The sequence below is a fragment of the Halostagnicola sp. A-GB9-2 genome (genome assembly GCF_030068615.1).
In the GTDB taxonomy this organism is placed as follows: Archaea; Halobacteriota; Halobacteria; order Halobacteriales; family Natrialbaceae; genus Halostagnicola.
Map to the genome: position 1 here is coordinate 240,800 of NZ_JASJOC010000006.1, position 20,461 is coordinate 261,260.

At 55.9% G+C, this 20,461-nt stretch carries 29 protein-coding genes and 2 pseudogenes; 12 read left to right on the top strand and 19 right to left on the bottom strand.

What is annotated here, in order from left to right:
• The first annotated feature begins 10 nt into the window (after positions 1-10).
• Together QNM96_RS15940 and QNM96_RS15945 are read left to right on the top strand one after the other, a co-directional pair.
• Positions 11-739, top strand: a complete 729-nt coding sequence (locus QNM96_RS15940) for an FxLYD domain-containing protein (protein WP_283837588.1) — start codon at positions 11-13, stop codon at positions 737-739.
• Between the two features lie 269 nt (positions 740-1,008).
• Positions 1,009-1,206, top strand: coding sequence for a hypothetical protein (locus QNM96_RS15945; protein WP_283837589.1), 198 nt, complete (start codon positions 1,009-1,011; stop codon positions 1,204-1,206).
• Between the two features lie 51 nt (positions 1,207-1,257).
• Here the strand turns inward: QNM96_RS15945 and QNM96_RS15950 are convergent.
• The 6 genes and pseudogenes from QNM96_RS15950 to QNM96_RS15975 all read right to left on the bottom strand — a co-directional run.
• Positions 1,258-1,551: pseudogene (locus QNM96_RS15950) on the bottom strand (IS1595 family transposase); the annotation flags it as partial.
• An 88-nt stretch (positions 1,552-1,639) separates the two neighbouring features.
• Positions 1,640-2,419: a DUF2092 domain-containing protein gene (locus tag QNM96_RS15955; RefSeq protein ID WP_283837590.1), complete on the bottom strand. Its 780-nt coding sequence runs from the start codon at positions 2,417-2,419 to the stop codon at positions 1,640-1,642.
• Positions 2,420-2,454: 35 nt separating this feature from the next.
• A pseudogene (locus QNM96_RS15960) lies at positions 2,455-2,669 on the bottom strand (hypothetical protein); the annotation flags it as partial.
• Positions 2,670-3,459: 790 nt separating this feature from the next.
• Positions 3,460-3,846 carry a hypothetical protein gene (locus QNM96_RS15965; protein WP_283837591.1) on the bottom strand — a complete coding sequence of 129 codons (387 nt, stop codon included), beginning with the start codon at positions 3,844-3,846 and terminating at the stop codon, positions 3,460-3,462.
• On the bottom strand, positions 3,843-4,070 hold the full coding sequence (locus tag QNM96_RS15970) for a hypothetical protein (protein WP_283837592.1): 228 nt from the start codon (positions 4,068-4,070) through the stop codon (positions 3,843-3,845). Before QNM96_RS15970 ends, QNM96_RS15965 begins: the two co-directional genes overlap by 4 nt.
• Before the next feature lie 77 nt (positions 4,071-4,147).
• Positions 4,148-4,303, bottom strand: coding sequence for a hypothetical protein (locus tag QNM96_RS15975; protein WP_283837593.1), 156 nt, complete (start codon positions 4,301-4,303; stop codon positions 4,148-4,150).
• A 211-nt stretch (positions 4,304-4,514) separates the two neighbouring features.
• Between QNM96_RS15975 and QNM96_RS15980 the strand changes: the two genes are divergently transcribed.
• Positions 4,515-5,774: a site-specific integrase gene (locus QNM96_RS15980; protein ID WP_283837594.1), complete on the top strand. Its 1,260-nt coding sequence runs from the start codon at positions 4,515-4,517 to the stop codon at positions 5,772-5,774.
• Between the two features lie 5 nt (positions 5,775-5,779).
• Here QNM96_RS15980 and QNM96_RS15985 read toward each other — a convergent pair whose 3' ends face one another.
• From QNM96_RS15985 to QNM96_RS16010, 6 genes are read right to left on the bottom strand one after another with little or no spacing between them, the layout of a single operon-like run.
• Positions 5,780-5,989 (bottom strand): hypothetical protein, encoded by a 210-nt coding sequence (locus tag QNM96_RS15985; protein WP_283837595.1) that lies wholly within the window; start codon positions 5,987-5,989, stop codon positions 5,780-5,782.
• A complete protein-coding gene (locus QNM96_RS15990) occupies positions 5,986-6,240 on the bottom strand; it encodes a hypothetical protein (RefSeq protein ID WP_283837596.1) in 255 nt (84 codons plus the stop codon). Before QNM96_RS15990 ends, QNM96_RS15985 begins: the two co-directional genes overlap by 4 nt.
• Complete coding sequence (locus tag QNM96_RS15995) at positions 6,237-6,953, bottom strand: hypothetical protein (RefSeq protein WP_283837597.1); 717 nt, start codon at positions 6,951-6,953, stop codon at positions 6,237-6,239. Before QNM96_RS15995 ends, QNM96_RS15990 begins: the two co-directional genes overlap by 4 nt.
• Positions 6,946-7,164, bottom strand: a complete 219-nt coding sequence (locus QNM96_RS16000) for a hypothetical protein (RefSeq protein ID WP_283837598.1) — start codon at positions 7,162-7,164, stop codon at positions 6,946-6,948. The genes QNM96_RS15995 and QNM96_RS16000 overlap by 8 nt, the downstream gene beginning before the upstream one ends.
• Positions 7,161-8,735, bottom strand: coding sequence for a hypothetical protein (locus QNM96_RS16005; RefSeq protein WP_283837599.1), 1,575 nt, complete (start codon positions 8,733-8,735; stop codon positions 7,161-7,163). Before QNM96_RS16005 ends, QNM96_RS16000 begins: the two co-directional genes overlap by 4 nt.
• Positions 8,735-9,154: a hypothetical protein gene (locus QNM96_RS16010; RefSeq protein WP_283837600.1), complete on the bottom strand. Its 420-nt coding sequence runs from the start codon at positions 9,152-9,154 to the stop codon at positions 8,735-8,737. The genes QNM96_RS16005 and QNM96_RS16010 overlap by 1 nt, the downstream gene beginning before the upstream one ends.
• A 494-nt stretch (positions 9,155-9,648) precedes the next feature.
• Here QNM96_RS16010 and QNM96_RS16015 point away from each other — a divergent pair, with 494 nt between their 5' ends.
• A complete protein-coding gene (locus tag QNM96_RS16015; RefSeq protein ID WP_283837601.1) occupies positions 9,649-9,978 on the top strand; it encodes a hypothetical protein in 330 nt (109 codons plus the stop codon).
• Between the two features lie 9 nt (positions 9,979-9,987).
• On the opposite strand, the gene QNM96_RS16020 is transcribed toward QNM96_RS16015, so the two are convergent.
• A complete protein-coding gene (locus QNM96_RS16020; RefSeq protein ID WP_283837602.1) occupies positions 9,988-10,248 on the bottom strand; it encodes a hypothetical protein in 261 nt (86 codons plus the stop codon).
• A gap of 430 nt (positions 10,249-10,678) precedes the next feature.
• On the opposite strand from QNM96_RS16020, the gene QNM96_RS16025 reads away from it, so the two are divergent.
• Positions 10,679-11,953, top strand: coding sequence for an AAA family ATPase (locus tag QNM96_RS16025; RefSeq protein WP_283837603.1), 1,275 nt, complete (start codon positions 10,679-10,681; stop codon positions 11,951-11,953).
• The gene (locus QNM96_RS16030) at positions 11,950-13,803 is read left to right on the top strand and encodes a hypothetical protein (protein WP_283837604.1); all 1,854 of its coding nucleotides are present in this window, start codon (positions 11,950-11,952) and stop codon (positions 13,801-13,803) included. The genes QNM96_RS16025 and QNM96_RS16030 overlap by 4 nt, the downstream gene beginning before the upstream one ends.
• A 164-nt stretch (positions 13,804-13,967) precedes the next feature.
• Here the strand turns inward: QNM96_RS16030 and QNM96_RS16035 are convergent, their stop codons facing one another.
• The 6 genes from QNM96_RS16035 to QNM96_RS16060 all read right to left on the bottom strand — a co-directional run bounded on the left by QNM96_RS16035 (position 13,968) and on the right by QNM96_RS16060 (position 17,170).
• Complete coding sequence (locus QNM96_RS16035; RefSeq protein ID WP_283837605.1) at positions 13,968-15,029, bottom strand: AAA family ATPase; 1,062 nt, start codon at positions 15,027-15,029, stop codon at positions 13,968-13,970.
• 286 nt (positions 15,030-15,315) lie between these two features.
• Positions 15,316-15,549 (bottom strand): hypothetical protein, encoded by a 234-nt coding sequence (locus QNM96_RS16040; RefSeq protein ID WP_283837606.1) that lies wholly within the window; start codon positions 15,547-15,549, stop codon positions 15,316-15,318.
• Positions 15,546-15,881 carry an SWIM zinc finger family protein gene (locus QNM96_RS16045; RefSeq protein ID WP_283837607.1) on the bottom strand — a complete coding sequence of 112 codons (336 nt, stop codon included), beginning with the start codon at positions 15,879-15,881 and terminating at the stop codon, positions 15,546-15,548. Before QNM96_RS16045 ends, QNM96_RS16040 begins: the two co-directional genes overlap by 4 nt.
• Positions 15,881-16,486 carry a hypothetical protein gene (locus QNM96_RS16050; RefSeq protein WP_283837608.1) on the bottom strand — a complete coding sequence of 202 codons (606 nt, stop codon included), beginning with the start codon at positions 16,484-16,486 and terminating at the stop codon, positions 15,881-15,883. The genes QNM96_RS16045 and QNM96_RS16050 overlap by 1 nt, the downstream gene beginning before the upstream one ends.
• Positions 16,486-16,965, bottom strand: a complete 480-nt coding sequence (locus QNM96_RS16055) for a hypothetical protein (RefSeq protein ID WP_283837609.1) — start codon at positions 16,963-16,965, stop codon at positions 16,486-16,488. Before QNM96_RS16055 ends, QNM96_RS16050 begins: the two co-directional genes overlap by 1 nt.
• Before the next feature lies 1 nt (position 16,966).
• Positions 16,967-17,170, bottom strand: a complete 204-nt coding sequence (locus QNM96_RS16060; RefSeq protein ID WP_283837610.1) for a hypothetical protein — start codon at positions 17,168-17,170, stop codon at positions 16,967-16,969.
• Positions 17,171-17,368: 198 nt separating this feature from the next.
• Here QNM96_RS16060 and QNM96_RS16065 point away from each other — a divergent pair, with 198 nt between their 5' ends.
• The 6 genes from QNM96_RS16065 (at position 17,369) to QNM96_RS16090 (ending at position 20,422) form a co-directional block, all read left to right on the top strand.
• The gene (locus tag QNM96_RS16065) at positions 17,369-17,593 is read left to right on the top strand and encodes a winged helix-turn-helix domain-containing protein (RefSeq protein ID WP_283837611.1); all 225 of its coding nucleotides are present in this window, start codon (positions 17,369-17,371) and stop codon (positions 17,591-17,593) included.
• Complete coding sequence (locus QNM96_RS16070; RefSeq protein ID WP_283837612.1) at positions 17,586-17,855, top strand: hypothetical protein; 270 nt, start codon at positions 17,586-17,588, stop codon at positions 17,853-17,855. The genes QNM96_RS16065 and QNM96_RS16070 overlap by 8 nt, the downstream gene beginning before the upstream one ends.
• 52 nt (positions 17,856-17,907) lie before the next feature.
• On the top strand, positions 17,908-18,249 hold the full coding sequence (locus QNM96_RS16075) for a hypothetical protein (RefSeq protein ID WP_283837613.1): 342 nt from the start codon (positions 17,908-17,910) through the stop codon (positions 18,247-18,249).
• Positions 18,250-18,409: 160 nt separating this feature from the next.
• The gene (locus QNM96_RS16080; protein WP_283837614.1) at positions 18,410-19,465 is read left to right on the top strand and encodes a hypothetical protein; all 1,056 of its coding nucleotides are present in this window, start codon (positions 18,410-18,412) and stop codon (positions 19,463-19,465) included.
• A gap of 10 nt (positions 19,466-19,475) precedes the next feature.
• Positions 19,476-19,928, top strand: coding sequence for a hypothetical protein (locus QNM96_RS16085; RefSeq protein ID WP_283837615.1), 453 nt, complete (start codon positions 19,476-19,478; stop codon positions 19,926-19,928).
• Positions 19,925-20,422, top strand: coding sequence for a hypothetical protein (locus tag QNM96_RS16090; protein ID WP_283837616.1), 498 nt, complete (start codon positions 19,925-19,927; stop codon positions 20,420-20,422). The genes QNM96_RS16085 and QNM96_RS16090 overlap by 4 nt, the downstream gene beginning before the upstream one ends.
• The last annotated feature ends 39 nt before the right edge of the window (positions 20,423-20,461 follow it).

Consider the following 20,461-nt stretch of genomic DNA (forward strand, 5'->3'; position numbering starts at 1 on the left):
TTTTACTCGGATGCAACGACGTGACGTTCTTATGGGAAGTGGTGCAGCGTTCTCACTGATACTGGCTGGCTGTGCTGGCGACGACGCGGAGGATGTCGAAGGTGGGACGCGCGATGATGACAACGGGACTGGCGACGACAACGGTTCGTCGGGTTCCGCGGATCTCGAAATCGTTGATCACGATCTCGTCGTCGAGGAGGGAGCGTTCTCAACGGATATTTACGTGGCGGCGACTGTCGAGAACAGCGGCGACGAACCCAGCGGAGATATCGAACTGCAGGCCGATTGGTACGATAGCGACGGAAACTATCTCGACAATGACGCCGGTCGACTCACGTCGCTCGAGGCCGGTGAGACATGGTCAGCGCGCGTCTATCACCACGGATCGGGCACAGAGGATGTCGAGGACTACGAACTTGAAGGCGAGTTCGACGAAGATGCCCACGAGCCCGCAGATGGGTTGACACTGGCCGATAGTACGATGGAGGTCAGAGACGACGAGTTGGTCGTCGAAGGCGAAATCGAAAACGAGACTGGCGAGGAGCAGAGTTACGTGGAGATTGTGGCGAAAGTCTACGACGAGGACGGGGTCGCGCTGGGCGACGAATGGACCAACGTCACCGACCTTCGAGCCGACGAGACGTGGGCGTTCGACGTCGAGTACTTCTCTGCGGACATCCGAAACCGCATAGACGAAGCCGAGGATCACGACATTCTGATCAAGGACTCGAGCTGGTAGCGCGCCGAATCCCGTCTGTTTGGATACCCCACTCATCGGTTGCTACGAGCAAGGGTATCCACGGGCCATCAACCGCAGAGTACTGGAATCGAATGGACCGTCTGCACACCGTCAGACACTCGTCTGACCGGTTTTTCACCTACTGAGTGTCTGACTGAGGTACAAGTGAAACGGCCCCCCGTCGTCGGTATGGTGATCGACCCGTCCACTCGTACACGAAACCGACAGTTCCACCGACAGCGTGTGCCAAACACGCGGAGAACAACACGATGACGACGGTGACGATGGCGATTCCGATGGTGGTGACAGCTATCCGATTGGTCTGGGCGACGCGAGACCGACGACGCGTGACGCTCCGCGAGCGGGTTCGAACGATCGTTCCATTCGTGCTCGTCCTGTTCGTCATCTCCGTCGCGACGCTCGGCTATCTCGAACTCGTCGCCGCGCTACTTGAGATTCTGGAATAAGTGAGCCGAAAGCTGGTCTGTGACCGTGGCCGCGGATTCGTCCGTTCCGAACCACGGCTGGAGCAACGGCCAGAGACACTCTGTTTGGTTCGTATGGACGCCGTCTTCCAAAACGTATTCCTCGTCGTGAAGGACGGGTCGATGCTCATTCTCCATGGCTTGGTAGGCCGGTAACTCATCGGTCCAGACCTCTCCCAGCGGCTTGGAGAGGCCGTCTATCTCCTCAATCATCGGGCCAAGTTCGTCGTCATAGTTCGTTCCCTCCTCAGCAGACACCACTCAAAGCACGTCGCGGCAGGCCGCGACGAGCGTCAGTTCATCTCCCTGTTCTCCCGTCCATCGTGTTCATCCTGCGTTAGCAGATCGTTCAAGATCAAGTTGACCCGAGTGACGCCCCGGCCGTAGCGAGCCGCTTTCTCGCCGTCGTGTGCGGCTACCTCGATTCGACCGTGGCGTTCTCCGGCGGCTCGAACTCGAACGTCTCGTCGTCGAGTTCTTCGTTGAACGAGACCGTCTCGAACCGTTCGATCATCTCGTACCGTTCGCCGTCGGCGTTCTCGAAGATCATCCGCTCTTTCAGCGGGTAGTCGTACTCGTCGTCGACCCAGACCGTCTGCTCGACGACGTTGAGTTCGTCGGGGACGTCGACCGCCTCGAGCGCGTAGACGTATTCGGTGCTACCGATGAGAACGGAAATACCGTCTTCGACCCCTTCATCCTTCAGATCGATGTCGAGGACGTTGGTCTCGCGGTCAGCAATCACTTCGGTTCCTTGGTAGTCGAGGTCGTACCACTGGAGTTGTTCGGCAGCCATCTCGGCTCGATCCGACCGCACGTTTTCGCTCTCGAACGGTTCGTCAGTCTCGTGGTGTTCCGCGAGCGACAACTCCGGATAGTACCACCACGCCCCCGACGCGTTCGAGGCGAAGACGGCCCCGTCCTGATCGGGTTCCGTCGTCTCGAGAACCTCCTCGCGGTAGTCGACGTAGGGTCGTTCGTGGACGAGAACCGTTTCAGAAATCGTCTGGTTGCCGCCGGTTATGTCGATCGTCATCTCGCCGGTGACGTCCTCGAGATCGTCGTCGTAGACGAACGTGCTCTCGAATATCGCCTCCGAATCGGGTTCCTCGCCCGCCGGGAGCGTGAGACAGCCGCCGAGGAGAACGAGCAGCGCGAGCGCGCCGAGGAGCGCCACGAATCGACGAGAGGCCATGGCATAACGACAAAAATGCATCGGCCTAAACGTTTCTATCTCCGTGTCTGTTTAGCGTGGTTCCCCATAGATGTCTCTGCTTGCGAATTTTCTCCTTTTCCTCCCAGCACGGATGTCAGTTATCAGGTGGACCGAGTCCCCGCCGTTCCCACGTTGCTACCATCGTCGTGAGCGTTTCGTGTATCCAGATCCCCTCCTCTGAACAGAGTCCACAGAAGATTTTTCGCATCACCACTTGCTCGCTCAGAGCGTAATGAGTACGAAAAATTTTGGTCGTGTCGCAAAGTCCTTTAGAACTATCTCGGTGCGGAGTGAGACTGCTCTCGGTGAATATCTATATCGGGTTTTGGACTGTTATACCCGCCAATTTCGAAGGTTATGTTCTCAGTGACTGGCCGGGAACGACGAGTCGCCTGGAACGTCTAAACGGTTCGAAGATGCCAATCCCGAACTAAGCGAGCACGCCTGGCAGTTAGCTGCTGATCGACTGCTTGAGTACGACGTCGGACTCGCGGAGGCTGTGGAGGTGCTCAAGAATACAAGCATTTGACAAGAGGGGCGCCACGAGACTTTCACATTCAAATTATATTATCTCACATAGGACTTTCATTCACCCCAAACAGTACACTTGGATTTGGTATTTCGATCACCCTCGTTGCCTACTTAGGTGGTGTTTATCTCGAAATGCCAGAACTGACCGAGGCTTCGCGGCCACTCTTATACCTATTTTTGGCTGTTTGGACATATTCGTCACAGGTCTGTTATTAGAAATATTTCGTTGTACGATGGATGCAATAGATCGGAATATCTCACTGTTTTTCCGGTTTCGAGTGAATCGATCTTGACCGAGACGCCGAGATCCTCGAGGAGTCCCGCCTGCTTGTTCGTCAGCGAGGCTAAGCGAAGAGAGCCCAGTCCGGAGAGCGGTGGCCGCTTCCGAGCCCGAGTACCCGACGTCTCCGAGCATCCCGATCACGCGGCGCCGAAGTCGGGAACGGTCCGAACTGAACGGACATCGTTGCTCTCGTCTAGGACAACGCTCACCCATCACGGTTCCACTCGTCGTCATCACGAACGCCGGCCTCGGGGTGATCGCGGTCGGCCCAGGGGGCGAACAGCTTCTTGTCGACGTGGCCCATCCACTGCTCGCGCTCGAGCAGTTCGTCGGGCCAGATGTTCGACGCCGGCGTGGCGAAGTCGGCGTCTGCCCAGTTGCTCCAGCACGCTTCTGGATCGGTGGAGACCGAGGGGTTGCGTCTGTGACCAGGCTCTTGGTCAATGTTGTCGACCGACTCGCCGGCGACAATCGCCTCGGCGGCCTCGAGGTAGCTGGGATCGGCGTCGGCTAGCCAGAGCAGTCGTTTCGCGCCGGCGTTCGGGTTGTTATCGTGAGCGAACCGAAGCCGTTCGAGGGCGCTGTCGCTCACGCCATCTCACCTCGTACAGCACCGCGAACTCGGTGACTGTTTGCCTTCGAGCAGTCGAAGCAGAGGGAGTTGTGCGGGTGGTCGCTGTTGCGATCAACCACGTACACCTCGCGCTCGTGGTTCTCGGGATCGAACGTACGCCCGCAGTACGTGACGCCGATGAGACTCTCGACACAGAATCCATTGTGGCCAATGTCGAGGTTGACGACGTGGCCGGTCGTCACGCCTGATCACCTCGCCAGTCCGCCCATGTCGACTGGCCGTCGACGTTGGGGCGCTCGACCGTCTGGTCGGGATCGATCTACGGGAAGCCCTCGGTTCGCTCCTCGCCTTGGGGTTCGGGCTCGCTCGCGTACTCGACGCGATCGCCCTGCTCCTCGTACTCGGGGCGCTCAGTAATGTACTGAACAGTTCCGTCGAGTGCGCCGCCGTGCGCCTCGCGATGACCGACTACCACGTCGCGACACCTCCGTTGGTTATCGCGATATCCGATTCATTACCACTCTTAATAGTATTCGGAGTATAAGTAAACCCACAAGAGGCGTCGGGATACCCCGAACCTGAATCGTGGGGTTATAAGTAATTTGGTAGAAGCCGGTGGAGGGACGCAAACCTGAGGTTGAAAGCCGCACGTAAGAATTATATAAATACAGCACTTCGTGAAGGTCATGTCTGATCCGGCCGATCGAGTCGATACGTTGCGGGATCGAATCCGGTCGAGCGAGGACGTGAGTGACGCCGATCGCGACGTCTTGCTCGAGTTCTCCGACGAACTGTTCCTCCGTGGTGCTGAATACTCTGATCATCGTCACGAGAAGTTGCTCCGTCACTGTACGCGCATCGCCGAGGAGGTCGGCGGCCTCGCCGACGCCCTCGAAGATCGCGCCGCCGCGAAGTCGGCGGTCCGTTGGGTCAACCGCCAGTACGACAACGAGGAGACGAACCGGGACTACCGTGTCGCGATCCGCGTCTTCGGCAAGCACGTCACCGAGGGGAGTGAGCCGCCTGAGAGCCTCGAGTGGATCTCCGGCCAGACCTCGAGTAGCTACGACCCGAAGCCTGACCCCCGTGACATGCTCCACTGGGAGGAACACGCCCTCCCGATGATCGAAGCCTGTCACAACAACCGGGACAAGGCCATGATCGCAGTCGCGTGGGACTCTGGCGCTCGGTCCGGCGAATTCCGGTCTCTCCGAATCGCCGACGTCACCGATCACGAACACGGGTTGCAAGTCACCGTCGACGGAAAGACCGGCCAGCGAACGATCACGTTGATCCCGAGTGTACCGTACTTGAACCGTTGGCTCCAGGACCATCCGACCGGCGATCGCGATGACCCACTCTGGACGAAACTCCACAGTGGGGAGGGGCTCTCCTACCAGATGTTCAAAAAGGCGTTCGAGAGCGCGGCCGAACGCGCCGGCGTCGAACGCCCCGTGACGCTCACCAACTTTCGGAAGTCGTCGGCTTCGCACCTCGCGAGCCAGGGCATGAACCAGGCTCACATCGAGGAACATCACGGCTGGACGCGGGGGTCGAAGGTCGCCGCGAGATACGTCTCGGTCTTCGGCGACGCCGCCGATAACGAGCTCGCGAAGATTCACGGAAAGGACGTCAGTGAAGACGAACCCGACCCGATCGCGCCGGTACCCTGTCCGCGTTGTAATCGGGAAACGCCTCGCGACGAGGAGTTTTGTGTCTGGTGTGGTCAGGCGATTGCACGTGGTGCCGTCGAGACGTTGAAAACCGACCAGCGAAAGGTCCAGCGCGTCATCCTGGGCCTCGCAAAGAACGACCCGGAGATTCTCGACGACGTCGAGGAACGTGAGCAAGTGATCTCGGTCCTTGAGGAGGATGCCGAACTCCAGGAGCGCGCCCAGGCCTTCGTCGACGAGCTCGGAATCGACGTCGACGTCGGCGATCTCTGACTGGCTCATGCGTTTGCCTCCCGCTGCTGGCGCAGCGCATCGAGTTCGTTCTCAATCTGCTCGAGCTCGGGATCGCTCGCACCACGATCGAGAAGCGCCCACGCACACGCTCGAGCGTATCCGTCGGTTCCGTGGCGGAGGATCCGAACGAGCATGTCGCGGTTCTCTTTTACCCACTCGCGCAGTTCGTCGTCGGTCTGAGGAAGGTCGTTCATTTGTTGATCACTTGATTGCGGACGTAGAGCCGCTCCTCGAGCGGCCGGTCCATCAGCTCAGGTGACCCGGCCTCGAGGTCGACATCGTCGGGAACAATCCCGTCGTTGAACAGCCCCTGGACCTCGCTGTAGTCTGCCGGTGGCCGGCCGACCATCTGCTCGAATTTGTTTTTATGTTTGCGCGCGTGAGCCGGTCCGGCAAGCGGGTTCTCGAGTTCTTGCTCGCAGACGGAGCACTCGCGTTGGCTCATTGTCGCCCTCCTGGGATGTCTCGAACATCTCCATAGCAGTCGAGTGCAACCGTGATCGCCCGCGCACGCCCTCTCGTGATGCCGAGTTCGTTGGCGACATCGCCGAGTCCTTCGTGGTCCTCGGTCGCCGCCTGTACGTCGGCCTCGGTCACTCCGTCGGGAAGTGCGATATCCGGCTCATCTTTCTCGCCATCGACGCCGTCGACGGTGATCTCGTCGTTTGCTTGGACGTCGTCGCCGGTGCCCGCCGGCGCGTCGTCCGCGGCATCCTCCTCGAGGTCGACATCTGGTGCCTCTGACTCTGACTCCGACTCGTTTTCGTCCTCGGTGGAGGTGCCGTTTTCACCGTTAGTCTCGTGAACGCCGCGGTTGGTCATCTGGCGGTAGACCGCGCCATAGCCAACCTCGAAGCGTTCGGCGGCGGTACTGATATTGCCGTCGGCCTCGTCGTATGCCCGCTCGAGATCCTCGGTGACGGTGTGGTCGAGAACATCCGTCTCGTCGGGATCGCCCGTGTCGCCAGTTCGATCGTCGGGTTCGGCGATCACACCGGAGCCGTCGAGATCGCCGTCGTGAACGGTCACGGTCAACTGTCCGCGGATCGTGTCGTCGGCGGCCTCGAGCAACTGAGCGCTGTCGATGTCGATCGTCGTCTCCTGGAGGGCGTCGACGACATCGGCGAAGCGACGAAGCCCGTCGGCGGCTTCACTCATCGTAATCACCGTACACGGGCTCGTCGAACTCCGCACCACAGCGATTACAGTAGTGCGATGGGCCATCCGGACTGCCGGACGGTTTCCCAGTCTTCTTCCGGACCGCAAGTTGTCGACACTCGGGACAGCGTGGTCGTTCCTTGTTTGGCGTCGTCGATGGTGCTTGACGGGCGTGTTTGAGGTCGAAATCCTCGGGAATGATCTCACTCACCGACGGTCACCCCCTTCGGTTCCGGTGGAGTTCTCAGACTTTTCGACTGGGAGATCAGTTCCCGGCCCGTGTGTTCGATCTTCAGTCGCGATAACGACTCGAATGTCTTCCGGCCCTCCAGCACGTATATCGTTCAGAACACGGTTGACGGCACGAGTGAGGTCGTTTACATCCTCGATGGATTTGACATGCTGGCCGACCATCTTCTCGCACTCGTAGCTATTCGTGCGCTCAGTACCGTCCACACACTGACCGCCATCGGTCGCGACCGCCCGCTCGAAGTCGACGTCGTGCATCTCCTTTCGCGCGTGGCGTTCCATCTCGTCAGAGACATCGACGAGATCCGTATCCCGGTAGGACCAGGAACAGTCATCACAACGAGCCCGATGTTCGGACCGACCGCCATCGGCGACTAGCTGTTGGTCCTGGCAGTCGTGGCGGATCAACTCGCCAAGCGTATCGAACGGCGTTGAGCAGACGTCGCACCAGTGGGCGTCCCCGCTGAGGAACGCATCGCGACCACCGTCAGCGACGACCGCCCGCTGGATCGTTTGGCAGAACGGACAGCGTTCGTTCGCTTCGACGATAACATGATTCGCGGTTGTGCCCGAACAGTTGTGGGCCACTCGGCTGTTGTCGATCTCGAGGTCGCCCTTACAGTCGGGACAGCTCGTGATCGACATCGCCCCGCGAGCGACCACTGTTTGGTAGTCGCAGGGCTCGCACTCGAGAACGACGAGATCGTCGGGGTTGTGGCCGCCGTCGGTGATGGGTTCAGTGTCCGTGTCTTGTGAACGGATCTCCCAACGAACCGATGCGCGCGGTGCGTAGGTGCATGAATCGCAGGACAGGAGCCCGAACGTTCCACTTTCAGAGAACGTTGTATCATCCCCACAGCCCGGACACTCTGCGCGGTAAGTTCCGCTCGAGCGCTGACCACCGTCGGTCAGAACGACCTGCTCGTGTCTATCCTGAACGCGTCCGTGAACATCGTCGCAGCGATGCTTGAGCTCGTACTCGTTGACGACGTAGTTGATCGCAACGCGTTTCGAGTCGCCGGCGTCGATGAGCGTCGTGACCTCGCGAACAGCGCGGTCAACGAGGTCGGCTTCCGATGTGCCGCCATCGGCCCGGAGCTCGCTTGTGGCCTCGAAGCCTGCGTCGGCGGGGTCGTCCTTGAGGCCGTGGGCACGCTCGAGAACCCGCCGGAACTTGCCTTTCCGTCCCGTCGGAATCGTCGAATCCCTCGGTGGTCGTTTGCATATCGACGGGGGAATCTTGTCGCGATCGGCCAGCGTCCACTCGCCGTCCTCGAGGGTCGCTTGGAAACGACTTTCGTAGCCGTATTCGAGATCGCTCGTCACGCCAAGCACGCCGATCGACGCCACGCTGGAATCCGACGTCTTGCCGCGGCGAACGGCGATCGTGTAGAATCGGCGCTCATTCTCGGCGGATTGTGGGTGATCGGCGTCTGCAAACGTGCCTTCGTTGGCCCACTGAACCGGCCCCCACTCGAGGCCGGGGCCGTCCATCTCGACGGGTTCGGGATAGAGACAGTTGTAGGAGGACATCACGCCTCACCTCCATCGATCTGTTTGGTGCCCTCGACCTCGGTGTAGACGGCCTCGAGGATTCGGTGAGCGTGCCCGAACGCGGAGCCTTTCTCGACGCCGTCGACCATCCGATCGTACGCGACGACATCGATGTCCTCGAGACGCGGAAGGTGCGTCTGGTAGAGTGCGATGTAGGTGGCTTTGCGTTCCTTCCCGCTGACCTGGGTGGGCGGCTTCTCGAGTTCGCCCATCGCGACGATTTCAGCGAGGTCCCCGAGTGGGATCGGCTCGTCAGCACGTTCGAGTGCGTGCAGTGTGAGCCGCCGCCGCTCGTTGTCGACGATGAGCGATACATCGTCGATCTCGAGTGGCGTCTCGGGCGTGCGGTCGGTCTCGGTGCCGAGCAGGCCGTCGACGACCCTTCCAACGACGCTCATACTCGTACCCCGTAGAAGAACACCGAATCGTGGCGGTCGGCGCGTTCGAGCGCTCCGGCCAGATACGCCGATGGGGTAGCGTTATCCGCATCGCGTTCGGACGGGTCACCTAGACGGGGTCGCTGGCCTGAACAACCTCCCGTCTGTACTGCCGCGTCTTCGCGCGGCGTTTTTTCCGAAGAACTGTCGCTCGCTGGAGAGTCATCTCGGCCGCGGGCGCGGCCGACGGTACTGCGTTCAGTGGGGTAATATCTTTTTACCCCGGTGTACTCGTTGGACATGCTTTCGAAATCCTCGGGTAGAGGTTCGGAAGCCAGTCCGCCGTGCTCCAACACGGTGGGCGTTTTCATGCCCTGGATCTAGCTTCCAATTAACAGATTGTTACTGCTGTGACTTAATATTACCGTTGCATAGGTACTGTTACTACGTCAGCAATGGTTCTATATGCTATCATACCGTTGGTAACATATATGCCCATAACCAAGCCCGGACCAATGCGGCTCTCGCTCCCGTCTGACCAGCTCGTCCTCGAGAAGTTGACTGAAGGTCGAAATCTCGCTGCCAACATCGCCGCAGACGTGGATCGAAGCCGGAATTACATCAATCAGCGAATGCCGCAGATGCATGATTATGGACTCGTCAGGAAGGTGGGACCGGTCGAGGGGACTGGGCTCTACGAAATCACGCCGAAAGGCATTGCTACACTTCGGCTCATCGACGATTATAGTGAAGGTGAGGTATTTGAGGATCACGTCGAACAACGAGCGGATCAAATCGAAATCCGACAGGTTGTGGTCACCGATCCTGGAAGCGAAGATTCCTAACATCTGTTCTCACCGAATCTCCGATTCGACGGCTCTGAGCGCTTCGTTTATCCACTGGGGGACTAGTCGTGTTGGTGGATCGCGATCGGTACACTGTCCCCCAACAAACTCGAACGTCCACTCCTCTTGACCGTGGTCGAGATGTACTGTGCGCTCGCTTTCATCGCCGTACTCAATTTCGAGGGCAACCACCCGTGGCACCTCCGCCGGGATCTTAGCGTCGACGTCAGTGCGGAGGTCGACATCGATTGTTCGTGTTGCAGTCGACATGACAACCGCTGGTTGGCATGGTGTTTGCTTTAACCCCCCTTTCAATTCCGAATGTTCGTCGGGCGGTTCACTCTGCTCACAGAGTAATCTTCAAAGAGGAAGACATCTGTTGTTGAGATTGTCCGCGAACGCTTCATACAGGTCTTTGTGCTCTTTCTCGTCCTCGTCCATGATGCGCTGTGCGTCCCTGTTCACTCTATGGCCAGTATTAGTCTCTCGAGGAAGGATTAGAGTGACGCACGAGCTTGCGGTAAATTACAGTAGTAATTTAATGATATGTGGCCTTCCCTGTAGCTGTCAAAACTTCGCGCTAAATATTGAGAGCGTATTGAGTGAACGAAGTACATTCTGTCGGGAAAATCCGTCCATCCCTTCTAATATATAAGACTTTATTCCTGACATTTATGTCGTCGCGGGATAACAACGACCTATGAGCAGTATTGGGGAGTCGTCTGGGTACTCACTTGACGATGCTAAACGACTCAACTCTGAGATTTCTCGGGATCAGGATACAGCGCAGCGTGTTATCGAAGACGCGACCGATTCGGAGACAATACAATATCTATTGAACGAACTGAACGAAGAATTTGGTGGGAAGACCGTTGACGTTCTCCATGACGGCCAAAGGGGGATAGGACCAATTCGGAAAGCAATCCTTAGCTCGAATCATATCTCGTCCGAATTAAAGCGAGACGTTGTCTCCCGCGAAGATGATCCACGGAATCTGGACAAGGCTGTCCCAAAGTCTGTGTGGGAGAACGCGCTCGGTGCCTTGGCAGTAGGAAAACCGGTTGTACTGTATGGCCCTACGGGCACGGGGAAGACTACACTTGCCAAACAGCTGGCGATGGAAACGGCAGTCGGCTATGACATAGAGACGGCTGCTCCATCTTGGACGGATCAAGATATCATCGGACGAATCGCACCCGACTACTCGGGAGAGAGCGTAGAGTACACCAAAGAACCAGGTTGCGTTTCAAACGCCGTCATTCAGGCACAAGATTTTGACGAAAACTGGGGGCTGATAATTGATGAACTGACCCGAGCCGACATCTCTAGAATCTTCGGTCCCCTTTACACTGCCATCGAAAATCGATCTCAAACACTATTCGAGACTAACTCTGGAGAGACAATCACTCTTGACTCCAGGGTTAAAATTATCTGCACCATGAACGTGTCCGACAGGACGGTTAACGAGCTGGACGACGCGATCACCCGCAGATTTGCAATGATAAAGGTGGGCGGATACGATCGGGCTGCTAGGGAAGACCTGTTCAGTGGTTGGGTGAAGGATCAGGTTGAGAACGGGCAATTGAGTACATCACAACTGATCAATCTGTTCCATGCAGACTACGAAGGCCTGAATTACGGAACAGACGACGGAACCGGAATCCACGAGTTCGGGCCTATGCACTACCGTGATGTTGCCGCTTTCCTTGGTACCGTCACTGAACCCAACCCTGGTCCAGAAGACGACCCAGGGGTCGGCGTACACAGAGACGATCCCCCGCGAGCAGTGGGAGAGGCTTTCAAGATCTACATATTGCCTCGTCTGCTGAATGATGCGACATTTCCGCAAATTGAAGAGCTACCTAACCACTATCGAAGACTGGACGACGAATTTGATCAATTCGACTTGACCCCTGCGATCGAACTAGCCGAACAACGGTACGAAAGCGAAGAACAGAGACTCAGCGGCCGATGAGCGTACGACCGGGCCGGAGTAGGGATGTTGAAGGGGCGCTTCAGCCGCGGCTACAGGTCGAGGAGAAGGGTAAGCGGAGAGTACGCCAGTATCCGCCAGATATCGTAGACCAACTGAAACGGGCTGCGTTCATCGAAGGTGAAGCAGCCAATACCTACATCAAAAGGGTTAATCCGACAAATGATAACTCAGATCCCAAGGTCGTAACCGTTGAAATTCGAGACGACGAACTGGTCATTGATGTAGAAGATATCGTCGGGATTGTCAATCTCACTCCAAATGCGACGCTCCAGATTGATCCGAAAATAGGCTGGGGAGAAATCTTAGAGATGTTCTTGGATGTCGGCTACCATCGCCGATCACTGAGATATCGGGGCATCCCGATTCGTGATTTCCTCGCAGATGATATCGGAATTGAAGACATATTCATCGTCGTTGCAGTCAATTATCTTAACAGTCTGGACGATATTTTCAGACATGGATTCATCCGTTCATTTGAGCGTAGACGAACAGAAGCACTGGACGCGAGGGGACGGATTGATATACACAGCAGCCTTCGCAATTTTGACCTGCCGAACGGTGTGCCAAAGCACGTCTTCGTTCAAAAGGTCGTTGAGTACAGTATACCTGTTAATGATCTAATTTTTCGTGCTGGGAAAGAGCTACAGAGGCTGTTCCACTTGTATGCAGGTGCGAGTGACAATCAGAACTACACGCGAATATACTCGCGACTTGAGCGAGCAATCAAACGTCTTCAAAGCCGCGGTGTTACGGGAAAGAGTGTCTCGCTGAGCGACGTACCCGAGATTACCACGAACGATATCCCCCGACAACGCCACTACTACGCTCAGGCACTGGAGATCTCGAAGACAATCCTTTCCTCTTCAATTGGCCAGCCCTTAGACCAGGGTCGAGAGGAGCTATTAATGGAATACATCATTGGAATGGAGTCTCTCTTCGAGGAATACGTTGGACTGGTACTGACAGAGGAACTTGAGTACCTACAAAGGAGCCCGATGATCGATGGGCTGGATAACTTCAGCATCAAGAAGGAGTCCTACCAGTTATTTGAAGATGAAAGCATCTCCCTCCGAAGCCAGCCCGACCACGTGATACGGTCTGATAAGGGAGTTGAGGCGGTACTCGACAGCAAGTACTATGCCAAAGCAAAAAGCCCTCTCAAAGGTAGTTGGTCCCGATCTCGACTACTCTCCTACGGCTTCCATTTGGAAACGGAGAACTTGGCGATGGTGGCCCCACTTGCAGAAGCGGAGACATTCAAATTCCAAGGTAGGAGCGGTGAGTTGGCTATTATCACTCCCGAGGCGAACGATTTCTCTACTGAAGGGCTTAGAAAAGCGATTCAAGACTACCTCCGTGATCGCTTCGGCAAACAGCGCAGCACCAATGCGACTACTGATTTACGTAACAGGCCAATCTGTCATCCAGAGGTGGATGCGTCAAATCTGACCGATATCGTCAGTGAGGAAAGACTCACCCCAGTGGCTGTGATAGATGATACGAGAACGATCCTCAACTATATTGTGCGGGATGAACGCCTCTCCAATAAATTAAATCCACGAGAAGTTCGGCCTATCCTTGGTGCAAGCCGGAAGTTGAAAAACTATCTGGAGAAAGAGGGGGTCAACGATTGGGACGTTGTTGTTCCTTTCTTCATTCCAGCCGGTGACCCAGACGCGGAGGCTATCGTGCAGGATGATGAGCTACTTGAGGTTCGACCCGGCCTTGGTGACGCAAACGAGTATATTAGAATACACTGCTTCCAAGTCGACGAAAACGGCCTACTCTCCGATCACTACTCTCCGCCGCCCTTTGGCTTGAACTGGTAGCCCGCCAATTCTCAATTAAACCCCTCCCGTTTGCTCGCGGTAAATAGTCGTTTAAAATCCCCATATGTAATGACATAGAGGAGATAGAGTCCGAACTTTTAGTTGCCGAATTGGGCATTATAAATACATATGGAAAATGCAAGGAAAAATAGCTATCCCGATTTCTATTGGGATGTGACTAGTTCTGGTAACTCGACCTCCGGTTCCACATCTTCGTCGAGTACCCAGTAGAGCCGATCCCGCGTCGGACCATCGTAATCGATGAGATCGTACTCCTCGAGTTTCGATAACTTCCCTCGACGAGCGCGTTTCCCGAGTGGCTGTAGTGGCGACCCAGCGTAGAACTCCTCTGAAACCACGTCGTAGCTGTCGTGCAACTCTCTCCCTGAGAGTTCGCCCGCTTCGTGGACGATCGCGTACAGCACCTGGTGATGGAACGGCAACGAACTCAGATTGAGTTCTCGAATGCGATGTCTGGCGTGCTCGTAGGCGTCGTTGACGTCCCGATCGCGGATACGGCGATGACCGCGTTCGTGAGCGAGTACCGCCGCAGATCGGAGTGACTGGATGCCTTCGCGAGCAACGCCGGCGACCTCGTTGGCGATCGCCTCAAGCTGGGCTCGCGAAACGACGTCGCCGTGCAAGCCCTGGAGTGCCCGCCGCTCGAGGATGTCTGCGAGTTCGTCGACACCGTAGCGTCCAAGCTCAAGGTGGCCCTGGTCAAGGCGGTGCCCGTCGGTAACGTCCAGGCGGGAGAGCCAGTCGGTTCCATCGTGGGCGATCACAACCACCGTAATGTTCGCGATCGCGAGGAGCTCACCGACAGCGTTCGTCTGTGGGAGGTCGTCTCCTTCGTCCAGGACGACGATTGTCTCGCCGGTGATCGCCTCGCGGAGCTCTCGACAGACATCCCTCGCCGGGAGCGTCTGGGAAACGTCGTCGGGTCCTCGAGGGAGTTGCTCAAGCGTTGCTCGAAGGACTCCACCCGTTGTTTTCCCGAGCGAGTCGACGAATACCCGTGTGATGTCGGTCTGTGTCTCGAGGTGATCAACCGCCTTCCGTGCGAGCACAGTTTTCCCGACACCACTGGGCCCAGAGATGAGGACGTCCGACTCGGAAGGGTTTCGGACTGTGAAGCGACGAAGCAGTTGTTCAATCTCGTTCCCCCTATGAAGTAGATCGGGTGGGACGAACTCGTCGTCAAACACCCGAGGATCCCCAATCATATCCTCCACGTTATTTTGGTCCACTAAAAAGACTACTTGCAATTCCGAATACTCACGGAAACCTGAAATTATTATCCGTTGAACCGATCGCGCCAGAAGTCGGTCTTCGCCCAGCGTTGAGTGCAACTTTTCCGATGTGGGATTTCGTCGATGTTCATCGCCGATCGACCACATCCACAGCACTTGATTTCACCAGTTGGTTCGCCGATTTTGAAGCCATCGTCCCAAACCGGTGTCTCGCTCCGGATGATCTGGTACTCCGTATCAGGCGCAAGGGCGTCGCGGCTCATTTTACCTCAACAAACAGGTGGTCGCCCTGTGGCGTGGCGGCTTTGATTCCACAGTCGTGGGTTCCAAGCTGACGAAGAACGGCAGGTGGTACTCGGTCGACATGCTCGAGTAAGACGATTTCAAAGGTCTCGAATCCAGCGTGGTCGTCGACGACTCGAGCGTCCTGGACCACTGGATGTGATTGCACGGCTTCGTTCGCGCTGGTGATGTCCGAGGTTTGGACATTCACGAGGACCACCTGATTTCACCGGAAGTGTGATCTCCCAACTGCTCGTCGATGTCGTCGCGATCGACACTCCCGGGAATCGGCCGCCGGGCCGTCGCGAACAGCGCGCGGTGGATGTGCTTGCAGGTCACGTTCCTGTATGCCGAATCCGGACACTCGCAGTTCGAGAGTCCCTCGAGGTCGACGAGGTACTCCGATCCGCTCTCGGAGACGACCAGGAACAGGTCGTCAGCGCCGCGAACGCGCGGGTCGTCCTCGAGGACGGTGAGGTACTGCTCGAGGGCCTTCCGCTCGCGATCGCCGAGGTCGGTCTGTGGACAGTCGGCGACCGCCATCAGCCTTCGACCTCCTCGAGCAGCGCTTCGACGTAGTGCCCGAGGTCGTCGCGCTCGGCGTGCCGAACGACGAGCTCGGCGAGCCGCACACCTGGGCCCCAGAGTGGCGACGCTTTGAGGTCCTTCGAGAACTCGAGCGTCAGCTCGTCGACGTCCCGTCCAGTGGGGTTCTCGACGTAGCCGAGGAAGCGCTGGTTCGGTGCGTCGAAGTCGTCGGCGACCTCGTCTTCGACGATCGTCTCGGCGACGCCGATGAACGCCTCCGCTCGGCCGTCGACCTGAACATCCCACTGCTCGAGTTGTTCGTCGCTGATCACGTAGCGAGTAGTGCCGTCCTCGTAGTCCTCGAGCACTTCCCGAATCGCGTTGCGCTTCCAGTTCTTGAGGTCCCGGTAATACCAGAACATCGCGAACGCTTCGAGCGTCTCGAGTCGTCGAGAAATCGAGATCTCCCCGTCGGTGCGTTCGGTGACGTCATCGTGTTCGCGAACGACGGTGACCGGGCCTGCCCCTTCGACGAGGAGCGACCGCGGCAACACGGTCCCGTCGACGGTCTCGCCCTCGAGCGCGCCGGCGACGGCGGTGTCGTCTGTTTCGGTCGACATCACTCGTCACCCCCCTCGCCATCGTGATCGTGGACGCGAGACGTTATCCGAACCCGCGAACGCGGGAACGCGTAGCCCTGGAGCGACGAGAGGTTGACGCTCGTCCGTTTTGGGAACTTCACAACGACGACGTCGTCATCCCCCGGATACTCTGGGTTGCACTCCGCGACTGTCTTTCCGTTCCGGGCGTCGACCTCGTTGGCCGGCTCAAGGGGCGTTCGAACGACGACCATTGTCGCATCGAAGTCCTCGCGATCCTCGACGTGATCGCCGATGTCGACGGGGCCGAGATCGAGTTCGGCTTCGGCGATGTCCAGCTCGGCGTTTTCATGCACGGTGTAGGTGTCTGCCTCGCCGCCATCACACCGTATTTCCGGCGCGACCGTCGCCTTCGCGCGTTCGATCTCGAGCGCCTCCGCTCGGTATTGATCCTCTCGTCGTGCCTCACCGTCGTGGACATCGCTCGCAGTGATGACCATTTCAGATCGCCTCCGGGACCGAGTTCTCGAGCGCGTCCGTCGCGAATTCTCGTGCAATCTGGTAAACGTCGAAATGTGGGAGCTCATCGGCAGTTGCGGTATGCTCGCCAGCGACCGCACTTGGGTCGACTTGCGTGGTTTCCGTTTCCGATTCCGATTCCGATTCGTCCGTAACCGTCTTTTGTGGGGTTGTCGTAGTTGACATTGCTTCTCACTGAAGCACGAGAGGTCGGTGCTGGAACACCGGCCTCAGAACTTCTCTGGGGCGTCCCGTGCTCAGTTATTACTCTATTCGCCAACCACTTATAGATTACGTACTGTAATGTACTAATTGTTGCAACCTATAGTAAACTACAATATGTTGGCACAACACTGTTAGCACATGGCTGTAAAGAATCGACCAGTGACACTGGAAGACGACGACCTCAACGGGACTGACCGAGCGATCGTAGAAGAACTTGAACGCGGTCGCGTGACGCCACAGTTCCTCGCAGGCGAGCTCGACATCTCGAGGCCGTACGCGAGCGAACGATTGAAACGACTCCTGGAGCACGAACATGTCGAACGACTTGCCCCCGGATTGTACGAGCTCTCCCAAGATCCTCGTGAAGGTGATCCCGATGACTGACGACCTCGAGCAGCTGAAGGAACTCGCCGGCGAGCAGTGGGGCGACGAGTGGGCGATCCGGGCAACGCACTTTGCGGATGGGACGATCCAAGCCTACGCGTTTCACTCTCGAGGTGTGGTCGATAGCAATGGCGACGTGAAGACACTTGAACAGGAGCGCCTCTACAGTGACGGCGAACAGACTATTTTTCAGCGCGTTCACGTTCAGCGCGAGGACGTCGAGGTGCTCGAAGAACGCAATCTCGAGGGCGACGACTCCTAAGCCACGACGTTCCGACGCCAGCACCCGAAGAAATATGGGGTGTTGACGCCGAATGTTAGTTGCGAACCAGTTCGGCGTGGCAATCGTCACAGATCGTCTGAAATACGTCAACGTCCGCACCGGCCGGCGCTTCCCAGTTACCAGACCAGAAGCGCTTGTCGGCAATCGGATCGTGGTCGCGATCCTCAAAGAATCGGGTGACGAGTTCAACCCTGCCCGAATCTATAAGCACGACGGCGTCTCAAAGGGCGCCTGGTACCGCTATCGGGATGACTTAGAGTCTGCTGGCTTATTCGAGGACGCAGGTACGATCGAGAATAGCCCGCTCTACCGCGTTCTAGACGGGCCGATCGCGAACAACCTTCGGGCAGCGTTTGAGGCCGCGAGTAATTGAATTGTAGGCGATAACATTATTTCTTTATTTAACACTGGCCGCGAAACCCAGGTAAGTATAGGGCCGCACGTATCGACGTGAATGCCATCTGTCTTCGTTCATTCTGATCAGTTAATTAGCAATATTTTAATATAGTCCGGATAGACTATTGACAGAGATCATGACTTCTCCCCTCCCGATCGTGTACATACGCACGTCGAATACACAGGGGATCAGAGGTTCAATAAGACTTCAGAAACTGGTTTTCCTTGGCCAGCAGGAGTCAAATATCCCAGAAAAATATCGATTTATTCCCTACAAATTTGGCCCATATTCATATCAATTACAACGTGATATTGAAAGTTTGATAGATCGGGACTATATTAGCAGGAATACAACACGGAACAACTCTGGGAATTACCGAACGGACTATTCACTCACCCCCAGCGGAATTCGAGCTGCAAAAGCCCTTCTAAAGAAAGATGGCTTTGACAAGATATTCGAAGAAGCCAATAAAGTTACTTCAAGATACGGAGAGGAACGGCTTTCAGATCTAATCAGCTACGTCTATGGGAACTATACCGAGTATACAGATCAATCCACACTTGATATTGAGCGTATTTTGGACGAAGCAACCACTTCACAATTTACGGAACAAGACCCATCTCAGGTTGGCCCGTTCAATCAGATCAAGAAGCTAAGTGAAGAAGAAGGTGAAATAGCTGGGATTGGAAAAGATTTCATTAGACAATCAATAGAGATTGGATCTGGGTTTCGAGCAACTCTTGAGAGGATTAGCGGTGACTCGGTGTCGATATATTGGAGATCGCCTTCACCATCGTTTGATTCTTTCACACAGGTCATCCAGAACGATACAATGGTCCCAGAAGATGCACTAAGTGAAATGCGAGTTCGTGACTCTGAGGGATGGATCCGTGGAGAGTGCAACGAACTGCTGAATAGGGTTAAATCCGACACGTGCCTTTTCCTTAGAACTGAAGCTGAGGACAGCCAGTACACTGTCACTTGGGAAGCCGGAAGGGAAACCAGTGGTGATGAGATTACAATCTACATGACCGAAAGCCAGGCAGATTATAAAGAACTCCGGGCAGCCTTGGTTCAATATGCCACTGCAACTGCACTGGATAGAGAGATGGCACCTAAGAGTCAAGTAGGCACTACCGATGACATGGTCAGTGAATCACTTCGTCAAACTGCGAAGCTCGCAATAAGTTAAACACAATAACATGATGGAAATAAACCAACTTGAGGATCGAGCTTGCTACGAGTCTGATAAAGGTAAATATGGGATGATTGAAGTGAAGACATGTATGGACGGTACGGAGGAAATGTGCTGTCTTTCGAAAGGAGAAACCGGTACTCAACGAACGGAGATTGTAAATTGGCGGAGTCATGTGTCTACCGTTGAGGTACGAATCCGGAGTCTGAACGAAAAGATTACTCTAATGCCAGAAGAAAAGGAAGTCGAGGAATCATATGTGTATGTTGAAAAAGCGCACATAGCCCCCTCAAAGGGGAGTAATATAAACGAGCATAAGTTACAGGTTCCTGCTAGGAGAGATTTGGGAAGTGCATCAACGAACGAAATTATCCAGTTGTCGATGACCGTAGATACGAAACAGGCAGCTGAGGACAGTAGGGAAGGGCCAGTTCTGCATTCCAAAATCCATTTTAAATGAGTTTCCCGAGCCCAGGGCTAGTTCTTGAGGTTACTCCATTCATATCTATTATTATCGTTGAAATTGCTACATCAGGGGGCGAAGGGAAATTTGATGGTGAATTCCAGAAGCAACCGGAATACGATGTAATCGGAGATTCCCCTGCTAGCGCCAAGAATATTCAGTACACAGCGTTATTTAGCTATCATTACGAGCAATCGATGAGATACTTTGATATCGCTACAATTGCAGCCTTTGTCATATTTTTGACTAGGCTCCACACTACAGAAGATACAAGCGGATTGGTTGTCTTCGCTGGGGTCGTTTCAATATGCTTTATCGTTAGTCTCCGTGTCTGGATGCGAAGATACTTCGAGTCAAAAACGCCGACAGAATACGCACGGAAAGACTGGGTATGGAATTTCAGAGGACTCATCATCCGAAAGGGAGATCTTGCTATCGTGACCGCAAACCTCGCTCCAGTCGCGTGTTTAGTGTTTCTGGATTTTATGTAAGTTGATTCAAACAGGATCAAGCCGTCAATTACGTCCCCA

Coding starts and splice junctions, on each gene's coding strand:
- QNM96_RS16030 (WP_283837604.1), top strand. CDS start 11,950: ATGAGCGTACGACCGGGCCGGAGTAGGGATGTTGAAGGGGCGCTTCAG.
- QNM96_RS16090 (WP_283837616.1), top strand. CDS start 19,925: ATGAGTTTCCCGAGCCCAGGGCTAGTTCTTGAGGTTACTCCATTCATA.
- QNM96_RS15990 (WP_283837596.1), bottom strand. CDS start 6,240: ATGAGCCAACGCGAGTGCTCCGTCTGCGAGCAAGAACTCGAGAACCCG.
- QNM96_RS16020 (WP_283837602.1), bottom strand. CDS start 10,248: ATGTCGACTGCAACACGAACAATCGATGTCGACCTCCGCACTGACGTC.
- QNM96_RS16070 (WP_283837612.1), top strand. CDS start 17,586: ATGACTGACGACCTCGAGCAGCTGAAGGAACTCGCCGGCGAGCAGTGG.
- QNM96_RS15940 (WP_283837588.1), top strand. CDS start 11: ATGCAACGACGTGACGTTCTTATGGGAAGTGGTGCAGCGTTCTCACTG.
- QNM96_RS15980 (WP_283837594.1), top strand. CDS start 4,515: ATGTCTGATCCGGCCGATCGAGTCGATACGTTGCGGGATCGAATCCGG.
- QNM96_RS15945 (WP_283837589.1), top strand. CDS start 1,009: ATGACGACGGTGACGATGGCGATTCCGATGGTGGTGACAGCTATCCGA.
- QNM96_RS16075 (WP_283837613.1), top strand. CDS start 17,908: ATGTTAGTTGCGAACCAGTTCGGCGTGGCAATCGTCACAGATCGTCTG.
- QNM96_RS16005 (WP_283837599.1), bottom strand. CDS start 8,735: ATGTCCTCCTACAACTGTCTCTATCCCGAACCCGTCGAGATGGACGGC.
- QNM96_RS16045 (WP_283837607.1), bottom strand. CDS start 15,881: ATGGCGGTCGCCGACTGTCCACAGACCGACCTCGGCGATCGCGAGCGG.
- QNM96_RS16055 (WP_283837609.1), bottom strand. CDS start 16,965: ATGGTCATCACTGCGAGCGATGTCCACGACGGTGAGGCACGACGAGAG.
- QNM96_RS16060 (WP_283837610.1), bottom strand. CDS start 17,170: ATGTCAACTACGACAACCCCACAAAAGACGGTTACGGACGAATCGGAA.
- QNM96_RS16015 (WP_283837601.1), top strand. CDS start 9,649: ATGCGGCTCTCGCTCCCGTCTGACCAGCTCGTCCTCGAGAAGTTGACT.
- QNM96_RS15955 (WP_283837590.1), bottom strand. CDS start 2,419: ATGGCCTCTCGTCGATTCGTGGCGCTCCTCGGCGCGCTCGCGCTGCTC.
- QNM96_RS16035 (WP_283837605.1), bottom strand. CDS start 15,029: ATGATTGGGGATCCTCGGGTGTTTGACGACGAGTTCGTCCCACCCGAT.
- QNM96_RS15995 (WP_283837597.1), bottom strand. CDS start 6,953: ATGAGTGAAGCCGCCGACGGGCTTCGTCGCTTCGCCGATGTCGTCGAC.
- QNM96_RS16080 (WP_283837614.1), top strand. CDS start 18,410: ATGACTTCTCCCCTCCCGATCGTGTACATACGCACGTCGAATACACAG.
- QNM96_RS16085 (WP_283837615.1), top strand. CDS start 19,476: ATGATGGAAATAAACCAACTTGAGGATCGAGCTTGCTACGAGTCTGAT.
- QNM96_RS16050 (WP_283837608.1), bottom strand. CDS start 16,486: ATGTCGACCGAAACAGACGACACCGCCGTCGCCGGCGCGCTCGAGGGC.
- QNM96_RS15985 (WP_283837595.1), bottom strand. CDS start 5,989: ATGAACGACCTTCCTCAGACCGACGACGAACTGCGCGAGTGGGTAAAA.
- QNM96_RS16010 (WP_283837600.1), bottom strand. CDS start 9,154: ATGAGCGTCGTTGGAAGGGTCGTCGACGGCCTGCTCGGCACCGAGACC.
- QNM96_RS16025 (WP_283837603.1), top strand. CDS start 10,679: ATGAGCAGTATTGGGGAGTCGTCTGGGTACTCACTTGACGATGCTAAA.